18 protein-coding genes are annotated in these 20,417 nt (G+C 67.6%); 16 read left to right on the forward strand and 2 right to left on the reverse strand.

All coding sequences use genetic code 11. The features are described 5' to 3' along the window. Positions 1–138 precede the first annotated feature (138 nt). The gene (locus ABZX92_RS03965; protein ID WP_355553663.1) at positions 139–1,101 is read right to left on the reverse strand and encodes a hypothetical protein; all 963 of its coding nucleotides are present in this window, start codon (positions 1,099–1,101) and stop codon (positions 139–141) included. 221 nt (positions 1,102–1,322) lie between these two features. Between ABZX92_RS03965 and ABZX92_RS03970 the strand changes: the two genes are divergently transcribed. From ABZX92_RS03970 to ABZX92_RS04045, 16 genes are all read left to right on the forward strand, one after another. After that, positions 1,323–2,588 carry a geranylgeranyl reductase family protein gene (locus ABZX92_RS03970; protein ID WP_355553665.1) on the forward strand — a complete coding sequence of 422 codons (1,266 nt, stop codon included), beginning with the start codon at positions 1,323–1,325 and terminating at the stop codon, positions 2,586–2,588. Between the two features lie 267 nt (positions 2,589–2,855). Further along, positions 2,856–3,221, forward strand: coding sequence for an NADH-quinone oxidoreductase subunit A (locus ABZX92_RS03975; protein WP_045309716.1), 366 nt, complete (start codon positions 2,856–2,858; stop codon positions 3,219–3,221). A gap of 7 nt (positions 3,222–3,228) precedes the next feature. Continuing rightward, positions 3,229–3,780: an NADH-quinone oxidoreductase subunit B family protein gene (locus ABZX92_RS03980; RefSeq protein WP_355553668.1), complete on the forward strand. Its 552-nt coding sequence runs from the start codon at positions 3,229–3,231 to the stop codon at positions 3,778–3,780. Further along, positions 3,777–4,520, forward strand: a complete 744-nt coding sequence (locus tag ABZX92_RS03985) for an NADH-quinone oxidoreductase subunit C (protein WP_355553671.1) — start codon at positions 3,777–3,779, stop codon at positions 4,518–4,520. The genes ABZX92_RS03980 and ABZX92_RS03985 overlap by 4 nt, the downstream gene beginning before the upstream one ends. Then, positions 4,517–5,902 carry an NADH-quinone oxidoreductase subunit D gene (locus tag ABZX92_RS03990; RefSeq protein WP_355553674.1) on the forward strand — a complete coding sequence of 462 codons (1,386 nt, stop codon included), beginning with the start codon at positions 4,517–4,519 and terminating at the stop codon, positions 5,900–5,902. The genes ABZX92_RS03985 and ABZX92_RS03990 overlap by 4 nt, the downstream gene beginning before the upstream one ends. Beyond that, the gene (gene nuoE, locus ABZX92_RS03995) at positions 5,899–6,615 is read left to right on the forward strand and encodes an NADH-quinone oxidoreductase subunit NuoE (RefSeq protein WP_355553677.1); all 717 of its coding nucleotides are present in this window, start codon (positions 5,899–5,901) and stop codon (positions 6,613–6,615) included. The genes ABZX92_RS03990 and nuoE overlap by 4 nt, the downstream gene beginning before the upstream one ends. 9 nt (positions 6,616–6,624) lie before the next feature. Then, on the forward strand, positions 6,625–7,905 hold the full coding sequence (gene nuoF / locus ABZX92_RS04000; protein WP_355553679.1) for an NADH-quinone oxidoreductase subunit NuoF: 1,281 nt from the start codon (positions 6,625–6,627) through the stop codon (positions 7,903–7,905). Next, positions 7,902–10,349: an NADH-quinone oxidoreductase subunit G gene (locus tag ABZX92_RS04005; protein ID WP_355553682.1), complete on the forward strand. Its 2,448-nt coding sequence runs from the start codon at positions 7,902–7,904 to the stop codon at positions 10,347–10,349. Before nuoF ends, ABZX92_RS04005 begins: the two co-directional genes overlap by 4 nt. Then, positions 10,346–11,674: an NADH-quinone oxidoreductase subunit NuoH gene (gene nuoH, locus ABZX92_RS04010; protein ID WP_355553684.1), complete on the forward strand. Its 1,329-nt coding sequence runs from the start codon at positions 10,346–10,348 to the stop codon at positions 11,672–11,674. The genes ABZX92_RS04005 and nuoH overlap by 4 nt, the downstream gene beginning before the upstream one ends. 2 nt (positions 11,675–11,676) lie before the next feature. Beyond that, a complete protein-coding gene (nuoI, locus tag ABZX92_RS04015) occupies positions 11,677–12,192 on the forward strand; it encodes an NADH-quinone oxidoreductase subunit NuoI (RefSeq protein ID WP_355553687.1) in 516 nt (171 codons plus the stop codon). A 38-nt stretch (positions 12,193–12,230) separates the two neighbouring features. After that, positions 12,231–13,040 carry an NADH-quinone oxidoreductase subunit J gene (locus ABZX92_RS04020; protein ID WP_355553940.1) on the forward strand — a complete coding sequence of 270 codons (810 nt, stop codon included), beginning with the start codon at positions 12,231–12,233 and terminating at the stop codon, positions 13,038–13,040. Beyond that, positions 13,037–13,336, forward strand: coding sequence for an NADH-quinone oxidoreductase subunit NuoK (gene nuoK, locus ABZX92_RS04025; protein ID WP_109628915.1), 300 nt, complete (start codon positions 13,037–13,039; stop codon positions 13,334–13,336). The genes ABZX92_RS04020 and nuoK overlap by 4 nt, the downstream gene beginning before the upstream one ends. Before the next feature lie 10 nt (positions 13,337–13,346). Beyond that, positions 13,347–15,284, forward strand: a complete 1,938-nt coding sequence (gene nuoL, locus ABZX92_RS04030; protein ID WP_355553690.1) for an NADH-quinone oxidoreductase subunit L — start codon at positions 13,347–13,349, stop codon at positions 15,282–15,284. Then, the gene (locus tag ABZX92_RS04035) at positions 15,281–16,849 is read left to right on the forward strand and encodes an NADH-quinone oxidoreductase subunit M (RefSeq protein ID WP_355553693.1); all 1,569 of its coding nucleotides are present in this window, start codon (positions 15,281–15,283) and stop codon (positions 16,847–16,849) included. The genes nuoL and ABZX92_RS04035 overlap by 4 nt, the downstream gene beginning before the upstream one ends. 1 nt (position 16,850) lies before the next feature. Next, positions 16,851–18,428: an NADH-quinone oxidoreductase subunit NuoN gene (gene nuoN / locus ABZX92_RS04040; RefSeq protein ID WP_355553696.1), complete on the forward strand. Its 1,578-nt coding sequence runs from the start codon at positions 16,851–16,853 to the stop codon at positions 18,426–18,428. 55 nt (positions 18,429–18,483) lie between these two features. Continuing rightward, on the forward strand, positions 18,484–19,449 hold the full coding sequence (locus ABZX92_RS04045; RefSeq protein ID WP_355553943.1) for a polyprenyl synthetase family protein: 966 nt from the start codon (positions 18,484–18,486) through the stop codon (positions 19,447–19,449). 13 nt (positions 19,450–19,462) lie between these two features. On the opposite strand, the gene rarD is transcribed toward ABZX92_RS04045, so the two are convergent. After that, a complete protein-coding gene (gene rarD / locus ABZX92_RS04050) occupies positions 19,463–20,401 on the reverse strand; it encodes an EamA family transporter RarD (RefSeq protein ID WP_355553699.1) in 939 nt (312 codons plus the stop codon). Positions 20,402–20,417 lie beyond the last annotated feature (16 nt).

The raw sequence follows: 20,417 nt of genomic DNA on the forward strand, positions 1-20,417 counted from the left end.
CGGCGTCGACGCGCTTGTGCTGCGAGCAGAACTCGCGGATGGTCACCAGCATCCGGTAGCGGCACCCTGACCCTGCCTCTCAGGGAACGCGGGGGCCCTATGTTCCCCTGACGGGAACGCGGGGCCCCCGCGTTCCCGTCAGACGGGCCGCCAGAGTGTCGCCGTGACGTTGGGTCGCGGGCGTGTCGCAGCTGAACGGTATGCGCCGACGAGTTCTTCAAGTACGGCGTTGGGGTCGGCTTTGAGTCGCGACGGAACGGTGTGCACGGTCATCACGCCGTGCGCCAACAGAACTGAATGCTGAGCCATCGTGTGGGCGTAGTCGTCGGGAGACATGTGGAATTCTTTCGAGTCGATCTGCCATGCCAGCCCCACGTCGTCCCACCAGCCGTCCACGATTGCGAGTTGTCGGCCACGTGAGGAGCGGATCAGCACGTTGTGCAGGGGCGACGGCAGCGAGGAGCGACCGACAAGCGATCGTGCCCAAGCCTCAGCTGCGGAGCGGACTCCGTCCGATATCTCGTCCAGTACTGCTCGGGGTAGGGCGGTGCCACCGAGATGGAGGTTCCGAAGCTCGGATGCCAACGCCTTCGGGGAGCACAGTTGCCGCTGCACAGCATCGGCGATCATCGCTCGCACGACGTCGAAGCGAGCTTCTCGACGCGCGGCGTCGATCAGAGCACGAGCGAGATCGACCACGGGGAAACCGTCGCGCAATGTGCCTGACCATGACCGGTTGGTCCGCTCGACGAGAAGAGGGCCCTGGCTCGCGAGGCCTCGCCCGTGAGGCACCAGGACATGGATGCGTTGGTCATCAGGAACTCGTCGCACACCATGCCGCCGCGCAGCTTCCAGACCGGTCAGGTACGTGAGCGGACCTGACCGCAACAACGCTCCTCGGACGAGCTGTCTTCGATCAGGAGTTCCGCCCGTCAGCAGGTAGACACCGAGGAACAACCGCGTCCAATCGCCTCCCGGTCGGCACTTGAGTGCCATCACCTTTCCCGAGAGCCCGAGTTTGAGCAGTTCACGGCGAGCTGCGACGCCGTCCTCGAACAAGTCGGCCAGCAGTCCGTAGTCAGCTCGGGTCCATTTCGCCACTCGCCCAATGATGGGCAGATATCAGCTGACAGCAACCACCTCATGATCGACATGTGGACAACTCGAGATCTTCAGAGTCACGCGGGAGTCCTGCGTTTCCCTAGGGGGAACGCAGGGCCCCTGCGTTCCCACGGCAGCAGGAGTGGGCGAGGGGGGTCTCAGGTAGTGCCGGTTAGAGTCGCGAGTGAGCTGTGTGACCGGGTATCAGGTAGGGAGTCTGGATGAGCAGGCGTGGGATCAACGAGGACGCCGACGTCATCGTCGTGGGGGCGGGACCGGCGGGCTCGACCGCGGCGACCTACCTCGCCAGGGCGGGTCTCGACGTGCTCCTCCTCGAGAAGAGCTCCTTTCCCCGCGAGAAGGTCTGCGGTGACGGCCTCACGCCGCGCGGCGTCAAGCAGCTGATCGACCTCGGCATCGACACCCGCGAAGAGAACGGCTGGCTCCACAACAAGGGGCTGCGGGTCGTCGGCGGCGGCGTGACGATGGAGCTCGACTGGCCCGAGCTGGCCACGTTCCCCAACTACGGCGTGGTCCGCCCGCGCATGGACTTCGACGAGATGCTCGCGAACGCCGCCAAACAAGCAGGCGCGCGCATGCACGAGAACACCACGGTCACCAAGGCCATCATCGAGAACGGCCGCGTCGTCGGCGTCGAAGCCAAGCAGGGACCGGAAAAGAACCCGGTCACGTACCGCGCGCCGATCACGGTGGCGTGCGACGGGGTGAGTGCGAGGCTCGCGATCAGCGCCGGTCTGCAGAAGGACGACAACAAGCCGATGGGCGTCGCGGTCCGCCGCTACTACGCGAGCCCGCGCACCAAGGACGACTACCTCGAGTCGCACCTGGAGCTGTGGGCCCCGGACGGCCAGCTGCTGCCCGGCTACGGCTGGATCTTCGGCATGGGCGACGGCAGCGTGAACGTCGGTCTCGGCATCCTCAGCACGTCGAAGGCTTACGGCACCACGGACTACCGCCAGCTGCTGCGCTCCTGGCTCGACGGCACGCCGGAGGAGTGGGGCTTCCGCGAGGAGAACGCTACGAGCCGCATCGGCGGCGCCGCGCTCCCCATGGGCCTCAACCGCAAGCCGCACTACCAGAACGGCCTGATCCTCGTCGGCGACGCCGGCGGCATGGTCAACCCGTTCAACGGTGAGGGCATCGGCTACGCCATGGAGTCGGCCAAGATCGCGTCCGAGAGTGTCGTCCAGGCCCTCGCGCGGACGGGCGTCAACCGTGAACGCGCGCTGCACGGCTACCCGGTCCGCATCGAACAGGCGCTCGGCAGTTACTACCGGCTCGGCAACGTCTTCTCGAAGCTCATCGGGAATCCGGCGGTCATGCGGACCGCAACGAAGTACGGAATGCCGCGCAAACGCCTGATGAAACTCGTGCTCAAGCTGCTCGCGGGCCTCTACGACCCCAAGGACGGCGACGCAATGGACCGCCTGATCGTGGCTGCCACGAAGCTTGCGCCGACGGCGTAAATTACTCCGAATAGGTGACGGCACCGGCTCAATACGAGCCGGTGCCGTTTCGCATGTGTCGGGCAAGTTAAAGCCCCAGGTCAGACCCTGTGACCTAGGTCATTTACAGGCGTTCTACACTGGCCATCGACCTTGTGAATCACTTCACAACAGTGTGAACAAGCTTGTGAACTGTTTCACAAGCGGTTTGTTAGGTCCGCCTAACAAACCGGGCGAAGAACTACACCCATAGGGTGCGCCTCGACCGCGAGGAAAGGACGACGGAGCGTGCTGGACCCTTACCTCCCCCTCGTATTGATGTTCGCGCTCGCCGGGGCGTTCGCGCTGTTCTCGGTGACCGCAGCGCCCTACATCGGACCCCGCCGCTACAACCGGGCGAAGCTCGACGCCTACGAGTGCGGCATCGAGCCGAGCCCGCAGCCGGTCGTGGGTGGTGGGCGCATGCCCGTCGCCTACTACCTGACGGCGATGCTCTTCATCTTGTTCGACATCGAAATGGTCTTCCTCTACCCGTTCGCCGTCGCTGCCGACAAGCTCGGGCTGTTCGGGCTGGTGGAGATCGTCCTGTTCGTCGCCACGCTCGGCTTCGCGTACGTCTACGTGTGGCGTCGCGGCGGCCTCGACTGGAACTGAGGAAGTCATGGGTCTCGAGGAGAAGCTCCCGAACGGCATCCTGCTGGTCAGCGTCGAGAAGCTGGTCAACTGGACCCGCAAGTCCTCGCTGTGGCCTGCCACCTTCGGCCTGGCCTGCTGCGCCATCGAGATGATGACGACCGGTGGTCCGCGCTACGACCTCGCCCGCTTCGGCATGGAGGTCTTCCGCGCGTCACCCCGCCAGGCCGACCTGATGATCGTCGCGGGCCGCGTCACCAACAAGATGGCGCCGGTGCTGCGGCAGATCTACGACCAGATGCCCGAGCCCCGCTGGGTGCTGGCCATGGGCGTCTGCGCGTCGACCGGTGGCATGTTCAACAACTACGCGGTGGTGCAGGGCGTCGACCACGTCGTGCCCGTCGACATGTACCTGCCGGGCTGCCCGCCGCGGCCGGAGATGCTGATGGACGCGATCCTCAAGATCCACGCCAAGATCATGGACGAGCCGCTGGGCGCCGTGCGCGCCAAGGCACTCGCCGACTCGGGCTACCACACCGATCTCATCCCGTCCTCCGAGCGTTTTGCGAGGAAGAAGTGACCGAGCCAGGGGGAGAGCACTCCAGCGCCGACCGCGCTGTCGAGGGCCTCGAGAAGACCAACGGGGCAGAGGCCAAAGCGCCGATCTTCGCGGGCAAGGAGCGCAAGGGCCTCTTCGGCGTCTCCGGCTCCGGTGACACGTCGGGCTTCGGCGGCCTGCGCCTGCCCGCCCACGTCGCCGCGCCCGCCGAGCGCCCGTTCGGCGGCTGGTTCGACGAGGTCGCCGACGAGCTGTTCGCCGCGATCAGCGACAAGGGCCTGCCCGCCGACACCGTGCAGCAGGTGACCGTCGACCGCGGCGAGATCACCTTCTACCTCAAGCCGGAGACGTTGCTGGAGGTCGCGCGCATCTGCCGCGACACCCCGTCGCTGCGCTTCGAGCTCTGCAGCTCGGTGTCCGGTGTCGACTACGGCGCGGACGTGCCGCAGCGCCTGCACTCGGTCACGCACCTGACGTCGATGACGTACCGCCGCCGCATCCGGCTGGAGGTCGCGGTCGACGTCGAGAGCCCGCACGTGCCGAGCCTCGTCGAGGTCTACCCGACGGCGGACTGGCAGGAGCGCGAGACCTGGGACATGTTCGGGATCATCTACGACGGTCACCCCGGACTGACCCGCATCCTCATGCCGGACGACTGGGACGGCCACCCGCAGCGCAAGGACTACCCGCTGGGCGGCATTCCGGTCGAGTACAAGGGCGCGGAGATTCCTCCGCCGGACCAGAGGCGGTCCTACTCATGACCGAGCGACTTTCCGACGTCACCACCGGCACCGACACGAGCGGTCCCGGCAGCGACAGCGTCGAGACCAAAGAGACTCCCGAGATCGCCGACTCCCGGAAGACCACCGAGGGCACCGTCTACACGGTGACCGGCGGCGACTGGGACGAGGTGCTCGCGGACGCCGTCCACGACGAGCGCATCGTCATGAACCTCGGCCCGCAGCACCCGTCGACGCACGGCGTGCTCCGCCTGGTCCTGGAGCTCGAGGGCGAGACCGTCACGCACGCCCGCAGCGTCATCGGCTACCTGCACACCGGCATCGAGAAGAACCTCGAGTACCGCAACTGGGTGCAGGGCGTCACCTTCATCACCCGCACCGACTACCTGGCGCCGCTGCACCACGAGGCCGCGTACTGCATGTCGGTCGAGAAGCTGCTCGGCGTCACGGTGCCGGACAAGGCGCAGGCCATCCGCGTGCTGCTGATGGAGATCAACCGGATCAGCTCGCACCTCGTCGCGCTCGCCACCGGCGGCATGGAGCTCGGCGCGCTGACCGGCATGACCTCCGGCTTCCGCGAGCGCGAAGAGGCGCTGCACCTGCTGGAGCACCTCACGGGTCTGCGGATGAACCACGCGTTCATCCGCCCCGGCGGCCTCGCACAGGACCTGCCGGCGGACGGGATCGAGAAGATCAACGCGTTCGTCAAGATCATGGAGAAGCGGCTCCCGGACTACGACAAGCTGCTCACCGGCCAGCCGATCTGGCGCAACCGCCTCGCGGACGTGGGCTACCTGCCCGTCGACGCGTGCCTCGCGCTCGGCATCACCGGCCCGATCCTGCGCTCCGCCGGCCTCGCCTGGGACCTGCGCAAGATCGAGCCGTACAGCGGCTACGAGAACTACGCCTTCGACGTGCCGACCTCCAACGCGGCGGACTGCTTCGCGCGGTACCTGTTGCGGCTGGAGGAGATGCACCAGTCGCTGAAGATCATCAAGCAGGTCGTGAAGAGCCTGCCGACCGGTCCGGTGATGGTCGAGGACGCCAAGATCGCGTGGCCCGCGCAGCTCACGATCGGCAGCGACGGCATGGGCAACTCGCTCGAGCACGTCCGCAAGATCATGGGCCAGTCGATGGAGTCCCTGATCCACCACTTCAAGCTGGTGACCGAGGGCTTCAAGGTGCCGTCCGGCCAGGTGTACGTGCCGGTCGAGTCGCCGCGCGGCGAGCTGGGCTACCACGTCGTGTCCGACGGTGGCACCCGCCCGATGCGCGTGCACCTGCGCGAGCCCAGCTTCGTGAACCTCCAGTCGATGCCCGCGATGTGCGAAGGCGGCATGGTCGCCGACGTGATCGCGTCCGTCGCCTCGATCGACCCGGTGATGGGTGGTTGCGACCGATGACTCAAGCGCCAGAACAGACCTTCGACCAGTCCACTGCGGACCGCGCGCAGGCGATCATCGCCCGCTACCCGCAGGCCCGCAGCGCCCTGCTGCCGATGCTGCACCTGGTGCAGTCGGTCGAGGGCTACGTCTCGCAGGAGGGCATCCGGTTCTGCGCCGGGCAGCTCGACCTGAGCGAGGCCGAGGTCAGCGCGGTCGCGACGTTCTACACGATGTACAAGCGCCGCCCGTGCGGTGAGCACCTGGTCAGCGTGTGCACCAACACGCTGTGCGCGGCTCTCGGCGGCGACGACATCTACAAGACCCTCAAGGACCACCTCGGCGTGGGCCACGAGGAGACCGCGGGCGAGCCGGGCACGCCGGGCTCGATCACCCTGGAGCACGCCGAGTGCCTCGCCGCGTGCGACCTCGGCCCGGTTCTCCAGGTGAACTACGAGTTCTACGACAACCAGACGCCGGACAAGGCGCTGGGACTCGTGAAGGCGTTGCAGTCGGGGGAGAAGCCCGCCCCCACGCGCGGCGCCCCGCTCACCGATTTCAAGCAGGCGGAACTGCAGCTCGCCGGGTTCTTCGAGGGCCGCGACGCGGACCTCGACGGACCGTCGGCGGCACCGGAAACCCTGCGGGGCGCCCAGATCGCGAAGGACCGCGGCTGGGACGCGCCGAAGATGCCGGCCGACGCCGAGTTCCCCGCACTGCCGGAAAAGAAGTAGGGGGAACCGATGGCAAACCCGCTGACTCCCGTTCTCACCAAGAGCTGGACCGAGCCCAGGTCCTGGACGATCGAGACCTACGAGCGCGTCGGTGGCTACACCGCGCTGCCCAAGGCGCTCAAGGCCCACCCGGACCAGCTCATCCAGCAGTGCAAGGACTCCGGGCTGCGCGGCCGCGGCGGTGCGGGCTTCCCCACCGGCATGAAGTGGGGCTTCATCCCGCAGGGCGACGGCAAGCCGCACTACCTCGTCATCAACGCCGACGAGGGCGAACCGGGCACCTGCAAGGACATCCCGCTGATGATGGCGGACCCGCACTCGCTGATCGAGGGCGTGATCATCACGGCGTACGCGATCCGCGCGAACTTCGCCGCGATCTACGTCCGCGGCGAGGTCCTGCACTGCATCCGCCGCCTCAACGCCGCCGTGCGCGAGGCGTACGCCAAGGGCTACCTGGGCAAGGACATCCTCGGCAGCGGCTTCGACCTCGACGTGGTGATCCACGCGGGCGCCGGCGCGTACATCTGCGGTGAGGAGACGGCACTGCTCGACTCGCTGGAGGGCCGTCGTGGCCAGCCGCGGCTCAAGCCGCCGTTCCCCGCGACCTCGGGCCTGTACGCCTCGCCCACCGTGGTGAACAACGTCGAGACGATCGCGTCCGTGCCGTTCATCGTGAACGGCGGCTCGGACTGGTTCCGCGAGATGGGCCGCGACCGCTCACCCGGTCCGAAGATCTACTCGCTGTCCGGTCACGTCACGAACCCCGGCCAGTACGAGGCGCCGATGGGCACCACGTTGCGCGAGCTGCTGGACATGGCCGGTGGCATGAAGGACGGCATCCCGCTGAAGTTCTGGACGCCGGGTGGCTCGTCCACCCCGCTGTTCACCGCGGAGCACCTCGACGTGCCGCTGGACTTCGAAGGTGCCGCCGAGGCCGGTTCGATGCTCGGCACGACGGCGCTGCAGATCTTCAACGAGACCGTGTCCGTGCCGTGGGCCGTCATGAAGTGGACGGAGTTCTACAAGCACGAGTCGTGCGGCAAGTGCACGCCGTGCCGCGAGGGCACGTACTGGCTCGTGCAGATCCTGCAGCGGATGGTGGCGGGCAACGGCACGGCGAGCGACATCGACACGTTGCTCGACGTCTGCGACAACATCCTCGGCCGCTCGTTCTGCGCGCTCGGTGACGGTGCCGTCAGCCCGATCACCAGTGGCATCAAGTACTTCAAGGACGAGTTCCTCGCCCTGTGCGACACGAACTCCAAGGTCCTGGCTGGAGCGAACGCATGACCATCGCCCCCGACAAGCCCACCGCTGAAGTCGTTGTCCCAGAAGGACACGTGAAGCTGGTCATCGACGGCGTGGAGGTCATCGCGCCGAAGGGTGAGCTGCTGATCCGCACCGCGGAACGACTCGGCACCGTGATCCCGCGCTTCTGCGACCACCCGCTGCTGGAGCCCGCGGGCGCCTGCCGCCAGTGCCTCGTCGAGGTCGAGATGGGCGGCCGGCCGATGCCGAAGCCGCAGGCCTCCTGCACGATGACGGTCGCGGACGGCATGGTCGTGAAGACCCAGCTGACCTCGCCGGTCGCGGACAAGGCCCAGCAGGGTGTGATGGAGCTGCTGCTCATCAACCACCCGCTGGACTGCCCGATCTGCGACAAGGGTGGTGAGTGCCCGCTGCAGAACCAGGCGATCGCCCACGGCCGCAGCGACTCCCGCTTCCACGAGCACAAGCGGACGTTCCCGAAGCCGATCAACATCTCCACGCAGGTGTTGCTCGACCGCGAGCGTTGTGTGCTCTGCCAGCGCTGCACCCGGTTCTCCGCGCAGATCGCCGGAGACCCGTTCATCGAACTGCTGGAGCGCGGCTCGCAGCAGCAGATCGGTGTGGCGCAGGACAAGCCGTTCCAGTCGTACTTCTCCGGCAACACCATCCAGATCTGCCCGGTCGGTGCTTTGACGAGCGCTGCCTACCGGTTCCGCGCCCGGCCGTTCGACCTCGTGTCGACGCCGAGCGTCTGCGAGCACTGCTCGTCGGGTTGTGCCGAGCGCACCGACTGGCGGCGCGGCAAGGTGCAGCGCAAGCTCGCCAGCGACGACCCGCAGGTCAACGAGGAGTGGATCTGCGACAAGGGCCGGTTCGCCTTCCGCTACGCCACGACCGGTGACCGCATCAAGCGGCCGCTGGTCCGCGACGCCGAGACCGGTGAGCTGCGCGAGTCGTCGTGGACCGAGGCGCTGCAGGTCGCGGCGGCAGGTCTGACGGCGGCCCGTGACGCGAACGGCGTCGGCGTGCTGACCGGTGGCCGGCTGACCGTCGAGGACGCCTACGCGTACTCGAAGTTCGCCCGGATCGCGTTGCACACCAACGACATCGACTTCCGCGCTCGGCCGCACAGCGCCGAGGAGCTGGAGTTCCTGTCGAGCACCGCGGTGTTCACGAACCCGGACAACGGCGTCACCTTCCAGGGCATCGAATCCGCACCGGCCGCGCTGCTGGTCGCCTTCGAGCCGGAAGAGGAAGCGCCGATCGTCTTCCTGCGCCTGCGCAAGGCCGCTCGCACCGGCAAGACCAAGGTCTTCCACCTCGGCCAGTTCACCACCCCGGCCGTCGAGAAGACGCTCGGCACGCTGCTCGCCTGCGTGCCCGGTGCTGAGGCGAACGCGCTGAACGCGTTGGCGGAGCACGCTTCCGATGTCGTGGAGCTGCTGAGCAAGCCCGGTGCGGTGATCCTCGTCGGCGAGCGCGCCGCCGAGATCCCCGGCGCGTTCACCGCGGTCACGCGACTGGCCGAGCGCACCGGAGCCAAGGTCGCGTGGATCCCGCGCCGTGCCGGTGAGCGCGGTGCGCTCGCGGTCGGTGCGGTGCCGAACCTGCTGCCCGGTGGCCGCCACGTCGCGAACGCCTCCGCGCGCACCGAGGTCGAGCGGACCTGGGGTGTCGAGGAGGGCTCGCTGCCCGCGACGCCCGGCCGCGACACCAATGGAATCCTCATCGCGGCCGCCAGTGGCGGTCTGTCCGGCCTGGTGATCGGTGGCGTCGACCCGTTCGACCTGCCGGATCCCGCGCTCGCGGAACGGGCACTGGGCATGGTCGGCTTCGTCGTGAGCCTGGAGCTGCGGCCGAGCGCGGTCACCGCGCACGCCGACGTCGTGCTCCCGATCGCCCCGGCGGTCGAGAAGTCCGGCAGCTACCTCAACTGGGAGGGCCGCCGCCGCGAGTTCGGCCTGACGCTGGAAGGCACCGGCGCGCTGCCGGACTGCCGCGTGCTCGACACCCTCGCGGTGGAGATGGACGCGGACCTGTTCACGCAGACGCCCGCCGCCGCGGCCGCCGACCTGGCCCGCCTCGGCGAAGGCGCACCGAGCGGATCCTCGCTCAACGTCGCCGCGCCGCTGCAGAGCCCGGCCGGTGCCGGCAAGGCAGTGCTCGCCACGTGGCACCGCCTGATCGGCAACGGCTCGCTGCAGGTGGACGAACCGCACCTCGCCGGCACGGCCCGCCCGGTCGTCGCCAAGGTCGCGGAGACCACCGCGCAGCAGTTCGGCCTGGAGACCGGCGGCTACGTGACGGTTTCCACCGAACGCGGCGCGATCACGCTCCCGGTCGAGACCGACGACCTGCCAGAGGGCGTCATCTGGCTGCCCACCAACTCGGGTGACGTGACCGTCCGCGCCACGCTCGGCGCGGGCCACGGCTCGATCGTCTCCGTCAGCGGAGGGAAGTCATGACGCCCCAGCTCTTCCTCGCCGCGGACAACGGCGAGACCGCCAAGCTCCTCGCGGACGACCCGATCTGGCTGGTGCTGATCAAGGTCGTCGGGATCTTCGCGTTCCTCGTGGTCATGACCCTGTTCATGATCAACTGGGAGCGCAAGGTCGTCGCGCGGATGCAGCACCGCCCCGGCCCCAACCGGGTCGGCCCGAACGGCTGGCTGCAGTCGCTCGCGGACGGTCTGAAGCTCGCGTTCAAGGAGGACATCCGCCCGGTCCTCGCGGACAAGTGGGTGTTCTTCCTCGCGCCGGTGATCTCCTGCATCCCCGCGTTCCTGGCGTTCTCGGTGATCCCGCTCGCGGGTGAGGTCAACCTGTTCGGCCAGCAGACCGCGCTGCAGCTCGTCGACCTCCCGGTCGGCGTGCTGGTGGTGCTGGCCTGCTCCTCGATCGGCGTCTACGGCATCGTGTTGTCCGGCTGGGCCTCCGGCTCGCCGTACCCGCTGCTCGGCGCCCTGCGGTCGGCCGCGCAGGTGATCTCCTACGAGATCTCGATGGGTCTGTCGATCGTCGCGGTGATCATGTTCACCGGCTCGATGTCGACCGGTGACATCGTCAACGCGCAGGCGAACATGGTGCTCGGCGGTGTGATTCCCGGCTGGTTCGGCATCCTGCTGTTCCCCAGCTTCGTGATCTACGCGGTGTCGATGGTCGGCGAGACCAACCGCGCGCCGTTCGACCTCCCCGAGGCCGAGTCGGAGCTCGTCGGTGGTTTCCACACGGAGTACAGCTCGCTGAAGTTCGCGCTGTTCTTCCTCGCCGAGTACGTCAACATGGTCACCGTCTCGGCGCTCGCGACCACGCTCTTCCTCGGCGGCTACCGCGCCCCGTGGAGCGGCGAGTTCATGAACACCGGCTGGTGGGGCCTGCTCTGGTTCATCGGCAAGACGCTGTTCTTCCTGTTCATCTTCATCTGGCTGCGCGGCACGCTGCCCCGCCTGCGCTACGACCAGTTCATGAAGCTCGGCTGGAAGGTGCTGGTCCCGACCAGCCTCGTCTGGATCATGGCCGTCGCGGTCATCCGCACCGGTGCCATCCAGCAGCTCTCCACGGCGCAGCGGCTCATCGCGCTCGGCGTGGTCGTCGGTCTCGTGCTGCTGGTCTCGTTCCTGCTGCCGGACAAGAAGGTCCAGGACACCAAGGGCGTTCCGCTCGCGGGTTCCGGCTTCCCGGTGCCGCCGCTCGATCTCGCTGTCCCCAAGGCCGCGCCCAAGCGCAAGGTCAAGGTCGCCAACATCCCCAAGGACAAGGCAGCCGTCACCACCGGTAAGGAGGCTGAGTAGGGATGTTCGAGTCCCTGAAAGGCTTCGGCGTCACCTTCGGCACCATGTTCAAGAAGGTGGTGACGGAGGAGTACCCCGAGGTCAAGAAGGTGACCGCGCCGCGGTTCCACGGCCGTCACCAGCTGAACCGGCACCCGGACGGGCTGGAGAAGTGCGTCGGCTGCGAGCTGTGCGCGTGGGCCTGCCCGGCGGACGCGATCTTCGTCGAAGGTGGCGACAACACCGAGGAAGCGCGCTTCTCGCCCGGTGAGCGCTACGGCGCCGACTACCAGATCAACTACCTGCGCTGCATCGGCTGCGGTCTGTGCATCGAGGCGTGCCCGACCCGTTCGCTCACGATGACGAACGAGTACGAGCTCGCCGACGACAACCGCCAGGACCTGATCTTCACGAAGGAGGACCTGCTCGCTCCGCTGCTGCCCGGCATGGAGCAGCCGCCGCACCCGATGCGGTTGGGAAACAACGAGCAGGACTACTACGTGAACGGCCCGCAGCTGGCTAAGGAGGCCGGGCAGTGAGCCTTCTCGTCAGCTTCCTCGCCCAGCAGCCGGAGCCAGTGCAGAAGGTGGTCGACACCGTCACCACCGGCGAGGCCATCGCCTTCTGGGTGCTCGGCCCGCTCGCGCTGGCCGGCGCACTCGGCATGCTCTTCGCGCGCAACGCGGTGCACTCCGCGCTGTGGCTCGTCGTGACGATGCTCAGCCTCGGTGTGCTGTACATGATCCAGCAGGCGCCGTTCCTCGGCTTCGTTCAGATCATCGTCTACACCGGCGCGATCATGATGCTGTTCCTGTTCGTGCTCATGATGGTCGGCCGCGACAGTTCGGACTCCGTGGTCGAAGTCATTCGCGGGCAACGACTCGCGGCCGCGTTGCTCGGCATCGGGTTCGCCGTCCTGATGGTCGGTTCCGTCGCCCGCGCGCTCACCTCGGTCGAGCCTGCGGGGCTCGCCGAGGCGAACACCACGAACGGCGGCAACGTCGGCAACATCGGCACGAAGCTCTTCACGGACTACCTGTTCGCGTTCGAGCTCACGTCGGCGCTGCTGATCACCGCCGCCCTCGGCGCGATGATCCTGGCGTTCGTGGGCCGCGACGGGAAGCCCTCCAAGAAGACGCAGAAGGAACTCGTCGAGGAGCGCTTCCAGGAGTTCAAGCGGGTCGGGTCCATCCCCGGTCCCGGTGTCTTCGCCACCGCGAACTCGGTGGCCACCCCCGCGCTGCTGCCCGACGGCAGCGTGTCGGAGGAGTCGCTGTTCGAGGTCATCGAGGCGACCGACAAGTCCACCCTGTCGGACGACATCGCCGGGGCGGCCGGCACCGGGCACGAGGCCGACGCGCACGCGCTCAAGGGAAGTGAGTCGTGACTCCCACGTACTACCTGCTGCTGTCGGCACTGCTGTTCAGCATCGGCGCCGTCGGTGTCCTGGTGCGCCGCAACGCCATCGTCGTGTTCATGTGCGTCGAGCTCATGCTCAACGCGGTCAACCTGACCCTGGTGACGTTCGCGCGGATCAACGGCTCGCTCGACGGTCAGGTGATGGCGTTCTTCGTGATGGTCGTCGCCGCGGCGGAGGTCGTCGTCGGCCTCGCGATCATCATGTCCATCTTCCGCACGCGTCGCTCGGCCTCGGTCGACGACTCGAACCTGCTGAAGTACTGAGGGGTCACCGGTGACGGAACCTGTTGTCGCCAGCGGGGTCGCGAGCTTCGCCTGGCTGTTGTTGGCGCTGCCCGCGTTCGGCGCGGCGGTGCTGCTGGTCGGTGGCAAGCGCACCGACAAGTGGGGTCATCTGCTCGGCTGCGCCACCATCATCGGCGCGTTCGGCTACGGACTCGCGCTGTTCTTCTCGACGATCGGCATCTCGAACCCCGAGCAGCGGGTGCAGAACCTGCACCTGTTCGACTGGGTCCACATCAACGCGCTGACCGTCGACTTCGGACTGCGGCTCGACCCGCTGTCGCTCACGTTCGTGCTGCTGATCACCGGTGTGGGTTCGCTGATCCACATCTACTCGATCGGCTACATGGCGCACGAGGAAGGCAGGCGGAAGTTCTTCGCCTACCTCAACCTCTTCGTGGCGGCGATGCTCCTGCTGGTGCTGGGCAACGGTTTCGTGACCCTGTACTTCGGCTGGGAGGGCGTCGGTCTCGCCTCGTACCTGCTGATCGGCTGGTATCAGTACAAGCCGGAAGCGGCGTCGGCGGCCAAGAAGGCCTTCCTGATGAACCGCGTCGGCGACCTCGGTCTGGCCATCGCGATCTTCCTGATGTTCAACCGGCTCGGGACCACGCAGTACACCGAGGTCTTCAGCCGGGTCGGCGAGTTCTCGTCCGCCGAGGTCCTCGCGATCACGCTGCTGCTGCTCCTGGGCGCCTGCGGCAAGTCCGGTCAGTTCCCGCTCCAGGCCTGGTTGCCGGACGCGATGGCCGGTCCGACCCCGGTGTCCGCTCTGATCCACGCGGCGACGATGGTCACCGCCGGTGTGTACCTGATCGCCCGGTCCAACCCGCTCTACAACCTGAGCGAGGACGGCCGCCTGGTCGTGATGATCATCGGTGGCGTCACGCTGCTGATCGGTTGCATCATCGGTTGCGCCTACGACGACTTCAAGAAAGTCCTGGCGTACTCCACGGTCTCGCAGATCGGTTACATGATCCTCGCGGTGGGCCTCGGCCCGGTGGGTTACGCGCTGGGCATCATGCACCTGCTGACGCACGGCTTCTTCAAGGCCGGGCTCTTCCTCGGTGCCGGTTCGGTCATGCACGGCATGAACGACGAGGGCAACATCCGGCGGATGGGTGGCCTGGCGAAGTACCTGCCGATCACCTTCGTCACCTGGGCGCTCGGCTACCTCGCGCTGATCGGCATCCCGCCGTTCTCCGGTTACTTCTCGAAGGACGCCATCATCGCGGCGGCGTTCACCGGGGAGGGCTGGCGAGGCTATGTCTTCGGCGGGGTGGCGCTGCTCGGTGCCGCGCTGACCGCGTTCTACATGACGCGCCTGCTGGTTCTGGTCTTCCTGGGCCAGCCCCGCTGGAAGGACCTGAAGTCCGAGGACGGCCGCGACTACCACCCGCACGAGTCGCCGTTGACGATGACCATCCCGATGATCATCCTCGCGGTCGGGTCGGTGGCGGGCGGCTGGTGGTTCTCCACCGGTGGCCGTCTGGCCGGCTGGCTGGAGCCCTCACTGGGTGAGTTGAAGGAAGAGCACGGCGTGCTGTCGCACGGCACCGTCGGCCTGCTGACCGCGGGGCTCTCCGTTCTCGGCGCGGCTCTCGCGTTCCTGATCTTCGCTCGCGGCAAGCAGCCGGTCGAGCGTCCGCTGCGGGTGTCGTTCCCGGTGCGCGCCGCCCGTGCGGACCTGTACGGCAACGCGCTCAACGAGGCCCTCTTCGCGCGGCCGGGCACCTGGCTCACCCGCGCGCTGGTGTTCCTCGACCTGAAGGGCGTCGACGGTGCCGTCAACGGCATGGCGGCGCTGCTCGGCGGTAGCTCCGGCCGGTTGCGCAGGCTGCAGACCGGGTTCGTCCGCTCCTACGCACTGTCCATGCTGCTGGGCTCGATCTTCGTGCTCGGGGCGCTCCTGGTGGTGAGGTTCTCGTGACCTGGGTTCTGATCGCACTGCTGGTGGTGCCGCTCGTCGGCGCCCTGGTGGTGGCGTTCCTGCGCAAGGACGACAAGAAGGCCAAGCTCGTCGCACTGGCGTTCTCGCTCGTCGAGCTGGTGCTCGCCGTGCTGCTGTGGACCGCGTACAAGCCGGACGGTGACCGGATCCAGCTCGCCGCGGGCGTGGACTGGATCCCGGCGTTCGGCGTGCGGCTGTCGTTCGGCATCGACGGCATCGCGCTGGTGATGATCGCGGTGATCGCGCTGCTGATCCCGCTGGTGATCGGGGCGGGCTGGACGGAGAAGCTGCCGGCCGGTCGCTCCCAGGGCGGGTACCTCGCGCTGATCCTGGTGCAGGAGGCCGTGACGGTCGGCGTGTTCGCCGCCACCGACGTCTTCCTGTTCTACGTGCTGTTCGAGGTCATGCTGATCCCGATGTACTTCCTGATCGGCGGCTACGGCGGCGCGCGCAGGCAGTACGCGGCGGTCAAGTTCTTCCTGTACTCGTTCCTCGGCGGCCTGATCATGCTGGCCTCCGCGATCGGCGCCTACGCGATGGCGTCGGACGAGCTGGGCAAGGGCACGTTCGACTGGGCCACGCTGGTGAAGGTGGTCAGCGACGCCGACGCGACGACGCAGACCTGGCTGTTCCTCGGCTTCTTCCTGGCGTTCGCGATCAAGGCGCCGCTCGTGCCGTTCCACACCTGGCTGCCCGACGCGGCGGCCGAGGCGCCCATCGGCGTCACGGTGATCGTCGTCGGCATCCTGGACAAGGTCGGCACGTTCGGCATGCTGCGCTACCTGCTGCCGATGTTCCCGACGGCGTCGAAGAACCTGGCGCCGCTCGTGCTCGTGCTCGCGGTGGCCGGTGTCCTTTATGGATCGCTGCTCGCCACGGGCCAGCGGGACATGAAGCGGTTCCTGGCCTACGTCTCGATCGCCCACTTCGGCTTCATCGCGCTCGGCATCTTCTCGTTCACGTCGCAGGCAGGCGTGGGCTCGGTGTCGTACATGCTCAACCACTCGATCTCGACCGGCATGCTGATCCTGGTGATCGGCATGGTGATCGCGCGCGGTGGTTCGTCGCTGATCTCCGACTACGGCGGCATGTCGAAGGTGGCACCGGTGCTCGCCGGCATGCTGCTGCTCTCCGGTCTGACCACGCTGTCGCTGCCGGGCACCAACTCGTTCGTCTCCGAGTTCCTGGTGCTGATCGGTTCGTTCCCGACCCGCCCGGTCTACACGATCATCGCGACGGTCGGCATGGTGCTCGCGGCGCTCTACGTGCTGTGGCTCTACCAGCGGATGATGACCGGCCCGCTGCGCGGCGACGCCCTCCTCGGCGCCGCTGCCGGTCCGGGTGCCGTGGGCGACCCGGCGAAGAAGACCGCGATCGGCGACCTGAACAGGCGCGAGATCGCGGTACTGGCACCGCTCGTTGTCATCGTGCTGGCCCTCGGGTTCTACCCGCAGCCGGTGCTCGACGTCATCACCCCGACTGTCGGGGCGACGCTGACCGAGGTCGGCGTGACCGATCCGGTCTCCGTGCAGGAAGGCAAGTGACGTGAACCTTCTCGTCGCTCAGGCGCAGCAGATCGAAGCGCCGGAGATCCTCTACGGTGCGATCGCGCCGGTGCTGATCGTGCTCGGCGCGGCCTGCGTCAGCGTGTTGCTGGAAGCGTTGCTGCCCAAGCATCAGCGGTGGGCCGTGCAGCTCGTGCTGTCGCTCGTCACGCTGGTCGGGGCGACGGGCGCGATGATCCTCTACGCGGTGTCCGACCGGCCCGCGCAGGGAGTGGCGACGCTGGCGGGCGCGATCGCGGTCGACACGCCGTCGTTGTTCCTGTGGGGCACGTTGCTGGTGCTGGCGTTCGGGTCGATCCTGCTGATCGCCGACCGCTCGGTGGAGCCCGGTGGGGTGTTCGTGGCCCAGGCCGCGATCCGTCCCGGCACCGTCCAGGACCGCGCTCAGGCGACGAAGACCGGCATGCAGACCGAGGTCTTCCCGCTCACGCTGTTCGCGCTCGGCGGCATGATGACGTTCGTCGCGGCGAACGACCTGCTGACCATGTTCATCGCGCTGGAAGTCCTGTCGCTGCCGCTGTACCTGCTGTGCGGCCTGGCGCGCCGCCGTCGCCTGCTCTCGCAGGAAGCGGCCGTGAAGTACTTCCTGCTCGGCGCGTTCGCCTCCGCGTTCTTCCTGTACGGCGTGGCTCTGCTGTACGGCTACGCGGGTTCGGTGAAGCTCTCGGCGATCGCGTCCGCGGCCGCCGGCACGGACCGTTCCGACACGCTGCTGTTCGCGGGCTTCGGCCTGCTGGTGGTGGGTCTGCTGTTCAAGGCGGCCGTCGGCCCGTTCCACGCCTGGACCCCGGACGTGTACCAGGGCGCGCCGACGCCGGTGACGGCGTTCATGGCCGCGTGCACCAAGGTGGCCGCGTTCGGCGGCATCCTGCGCGTGCTCACGGTGGCGTTCCAGAACACGCAGTGGGAGTGGCGCGGTGTCCTGTGGGGCGTGGCGGTCGTGTCGATGGTGATCGGCGCGGTGCTGGGTCTCACGCAGACCGACGTGAAGCGCATGATCGCGTACTCGTCGGTGGCGCACGCGGGCTTCCTGCTGATCGGCACCATCGCGCTGACGCCGGAGGGCAAGGCGCCCGGTGTGAGCGCGACCATGTTCTACCTGCTGGCGTACGGCTTCACCACGATCGCCGCGTTCGGCATCGTGTCGCTGGTCCGCAACTCGGACGGCGAGGCGACGCACCTGTCGCAGTGGGCTGGTCTCGCGAAGCGGTCGCCGATCGTGGCGGGCGTCTTCACGTTCCTGCTGCTGGCGCTGGCCGGCATTCCGCTGACGTCCGGCTTCATCGGCAAGTTCGTCGTGTTCAGCGCGGCGATCGAGGCCGGCCTGACGCCGCTCGTGGTGATCGCACTGGTGGCCTCGGCCGTCGCGGCGTTCTTCTACCTGCGGGTGATCGTGCTGATGTACTTCAGCGACCCGGCTCCGGACGGCCCGACCGTCAGCGTGCCCGGCGCGTTCACCACGATCGCGATCACGTTGGGTGCCGTCGTGACCCTGGTGCTGGGGTTGTGGCCCACGTTCGTGCTCGATTGGGCGGGTACCGGCACCTTCCTCAGCTAGGTGTACGTAGTCTGCTGGTGTGACCAGTAGCGAGCATGAGGGACCGGGGTTCGCGTTGGTGGACCCCGTGCTCACCGAGGTAGTCCAGGACGGTCTGGCCGAGGTCGAGCGCATCCTGCACGAGGTCGTGCGGAGTGAGTTCGCCCCCGTGACGGAAACCTCGCTTCACCTTGTGGAGGCGGGCGGAAAGCGGATCCGCCCGCTCTTCACACTCCTGGCGTCCCAGTTCGGCGAGAACTGGGACCGCGAGAAGGTCATCAAGGCCGCTGCTGTGGTCGAGCTCACACACCTCGCCACGCTCTACCACGACGACGTCATGGACGAGGCGACCATGCGGCGCGGCGCGGTGTCCGCGAACGCCAAGTGGGACAACAGCATCGCGATCCTGACGGGCGACTTCCTCTTCGCCCACGCCTCCCGGCTGACGGCCGACCTGGGCACGGACGCGGCGCGGATCATCGCGGAGACCTTCTCGGTCCTGGTGACCGGCCAGATGCGCGAGACCGTCGGCCCGCAGCCCGGCGAGGACCCGATCTCCCACTACCTCAAGGTGATCGAGGAGAAGACGGGCGTGCTGATCGCCACCGCGGCGCGGTTCGGCGGCATGTTCTCCGACGCCACCGAGGAGCAGACCGACGCACTGCGCCGGTACGCCGAGGTGATCGGCGCGGCGTTCCAGATCTCCGACGACGTGATCGACATCGCCTCGCCGTCGGTCGAGTCCGGCAAGACGCCCGGTACCGACCTGCGCGAGGGCGTGAAGACGCTGCCGATGCTCTACGCGCTCGCGGACCCGTCCGAGACGCGACTCGCCGAGCTGCTGGCGGGCCCGATCACCGACGACGCCCTGGTCGACGAGGCCCTGTTGTTGCTGCGCAAGTCGTCCGGCATGGACAAGGCCCGCGAAACTCTCGACGACTACGCCGACCGGGCCCGCACCGAACTCGGCAAACTCCCCCCGTGCGCCGCCCGCGACGCGCTGGAAGAACTAGCCACCTACGTAGTGGCCCGCTCCCACTAGCTGCTCCCGTTGGTCACGCGGGGGCCCCGCGTTTCCTTCTGGGGAACGCGGGGCCCCCGCGTTCCCTCACCGCGTCGAAGGTGAAGATCGCGAGGGCTAGCCAGACGAGGGCGAAGCCGATCCACCTGCTGGGCGGCATGGGTTCGTGCACCACGAACACGCCCCACGCGAACTGCAGCACCGGTGCCAGGTACTGCAGCATCCCCATGGTGGTCAGCGGGATCAGCCGCGCGCCCGCTCCGAACAGCACCAGCGGGATCGCGGTGATGATGCCCGTGCTGAGGAGCAGCAGCGTGTGGCCGCCGCCTTCGGTGGTGAAGGTGTTCGCGCTGCCGAGCACGAGCAGGTAGACGAACGCGATCGGCGCGATGACGGCGCTCTCCGCGGCGAGGCTGGAGATGGCGTCGAGCGGGACTTTCTTCTTCAGCAGCCCGTATGTGCCGAACGACACGGCCAGGACGAGCGAGATCACCGGCAGTCGTCCGTAGTCGACGGTGAGCACGATCACAGCCACGACGACGACGGCGAACGCGACCGCCTGAACGAGACGCAATCGTTCCTTGAGGAAGATCATGCCGAGTGCCACGCTCACCAACGGGTTGATGAAGTAGCCGAGCGCGGCCTCGACGACGTGCTTGCTGTTGACCGCGTAGATGTAGGTGCCCCAGTTCACCGTGATCAACACGGCGGCTGCGGTAACGATGAGCCATCCTTTTCCTGATAACTCAAGGAAAGGACGCCACCGCCGGAGGAGCACGACGGCGATGGCGAGCGTCACGAACGACCAGACGATCCGGTGTGCGAGCACCTCGACCGGCTGGGCGGGCACGAGGAGTGGCCAGTACGCCGGGAACAGGCCCCAAAGGACGTATGCGAGTACGCCGTAGGTGATGCCTCGCCCCTGGGTGTGAACTTCTGGCGAAGTGAGGGATGAAGTCGTCAGCTGCGGCACAAAATGCCACTCTACG

Source organism: Lentzea sp. NPDC006480, assembly GCF_040611995.1.
In the GTDB taxonomy this organism is placed as follows: Bacteria; Actinomycetota; Actinomycetes; order Mycobacteriales; family Pseudonocardiaceae; genus Lentzea.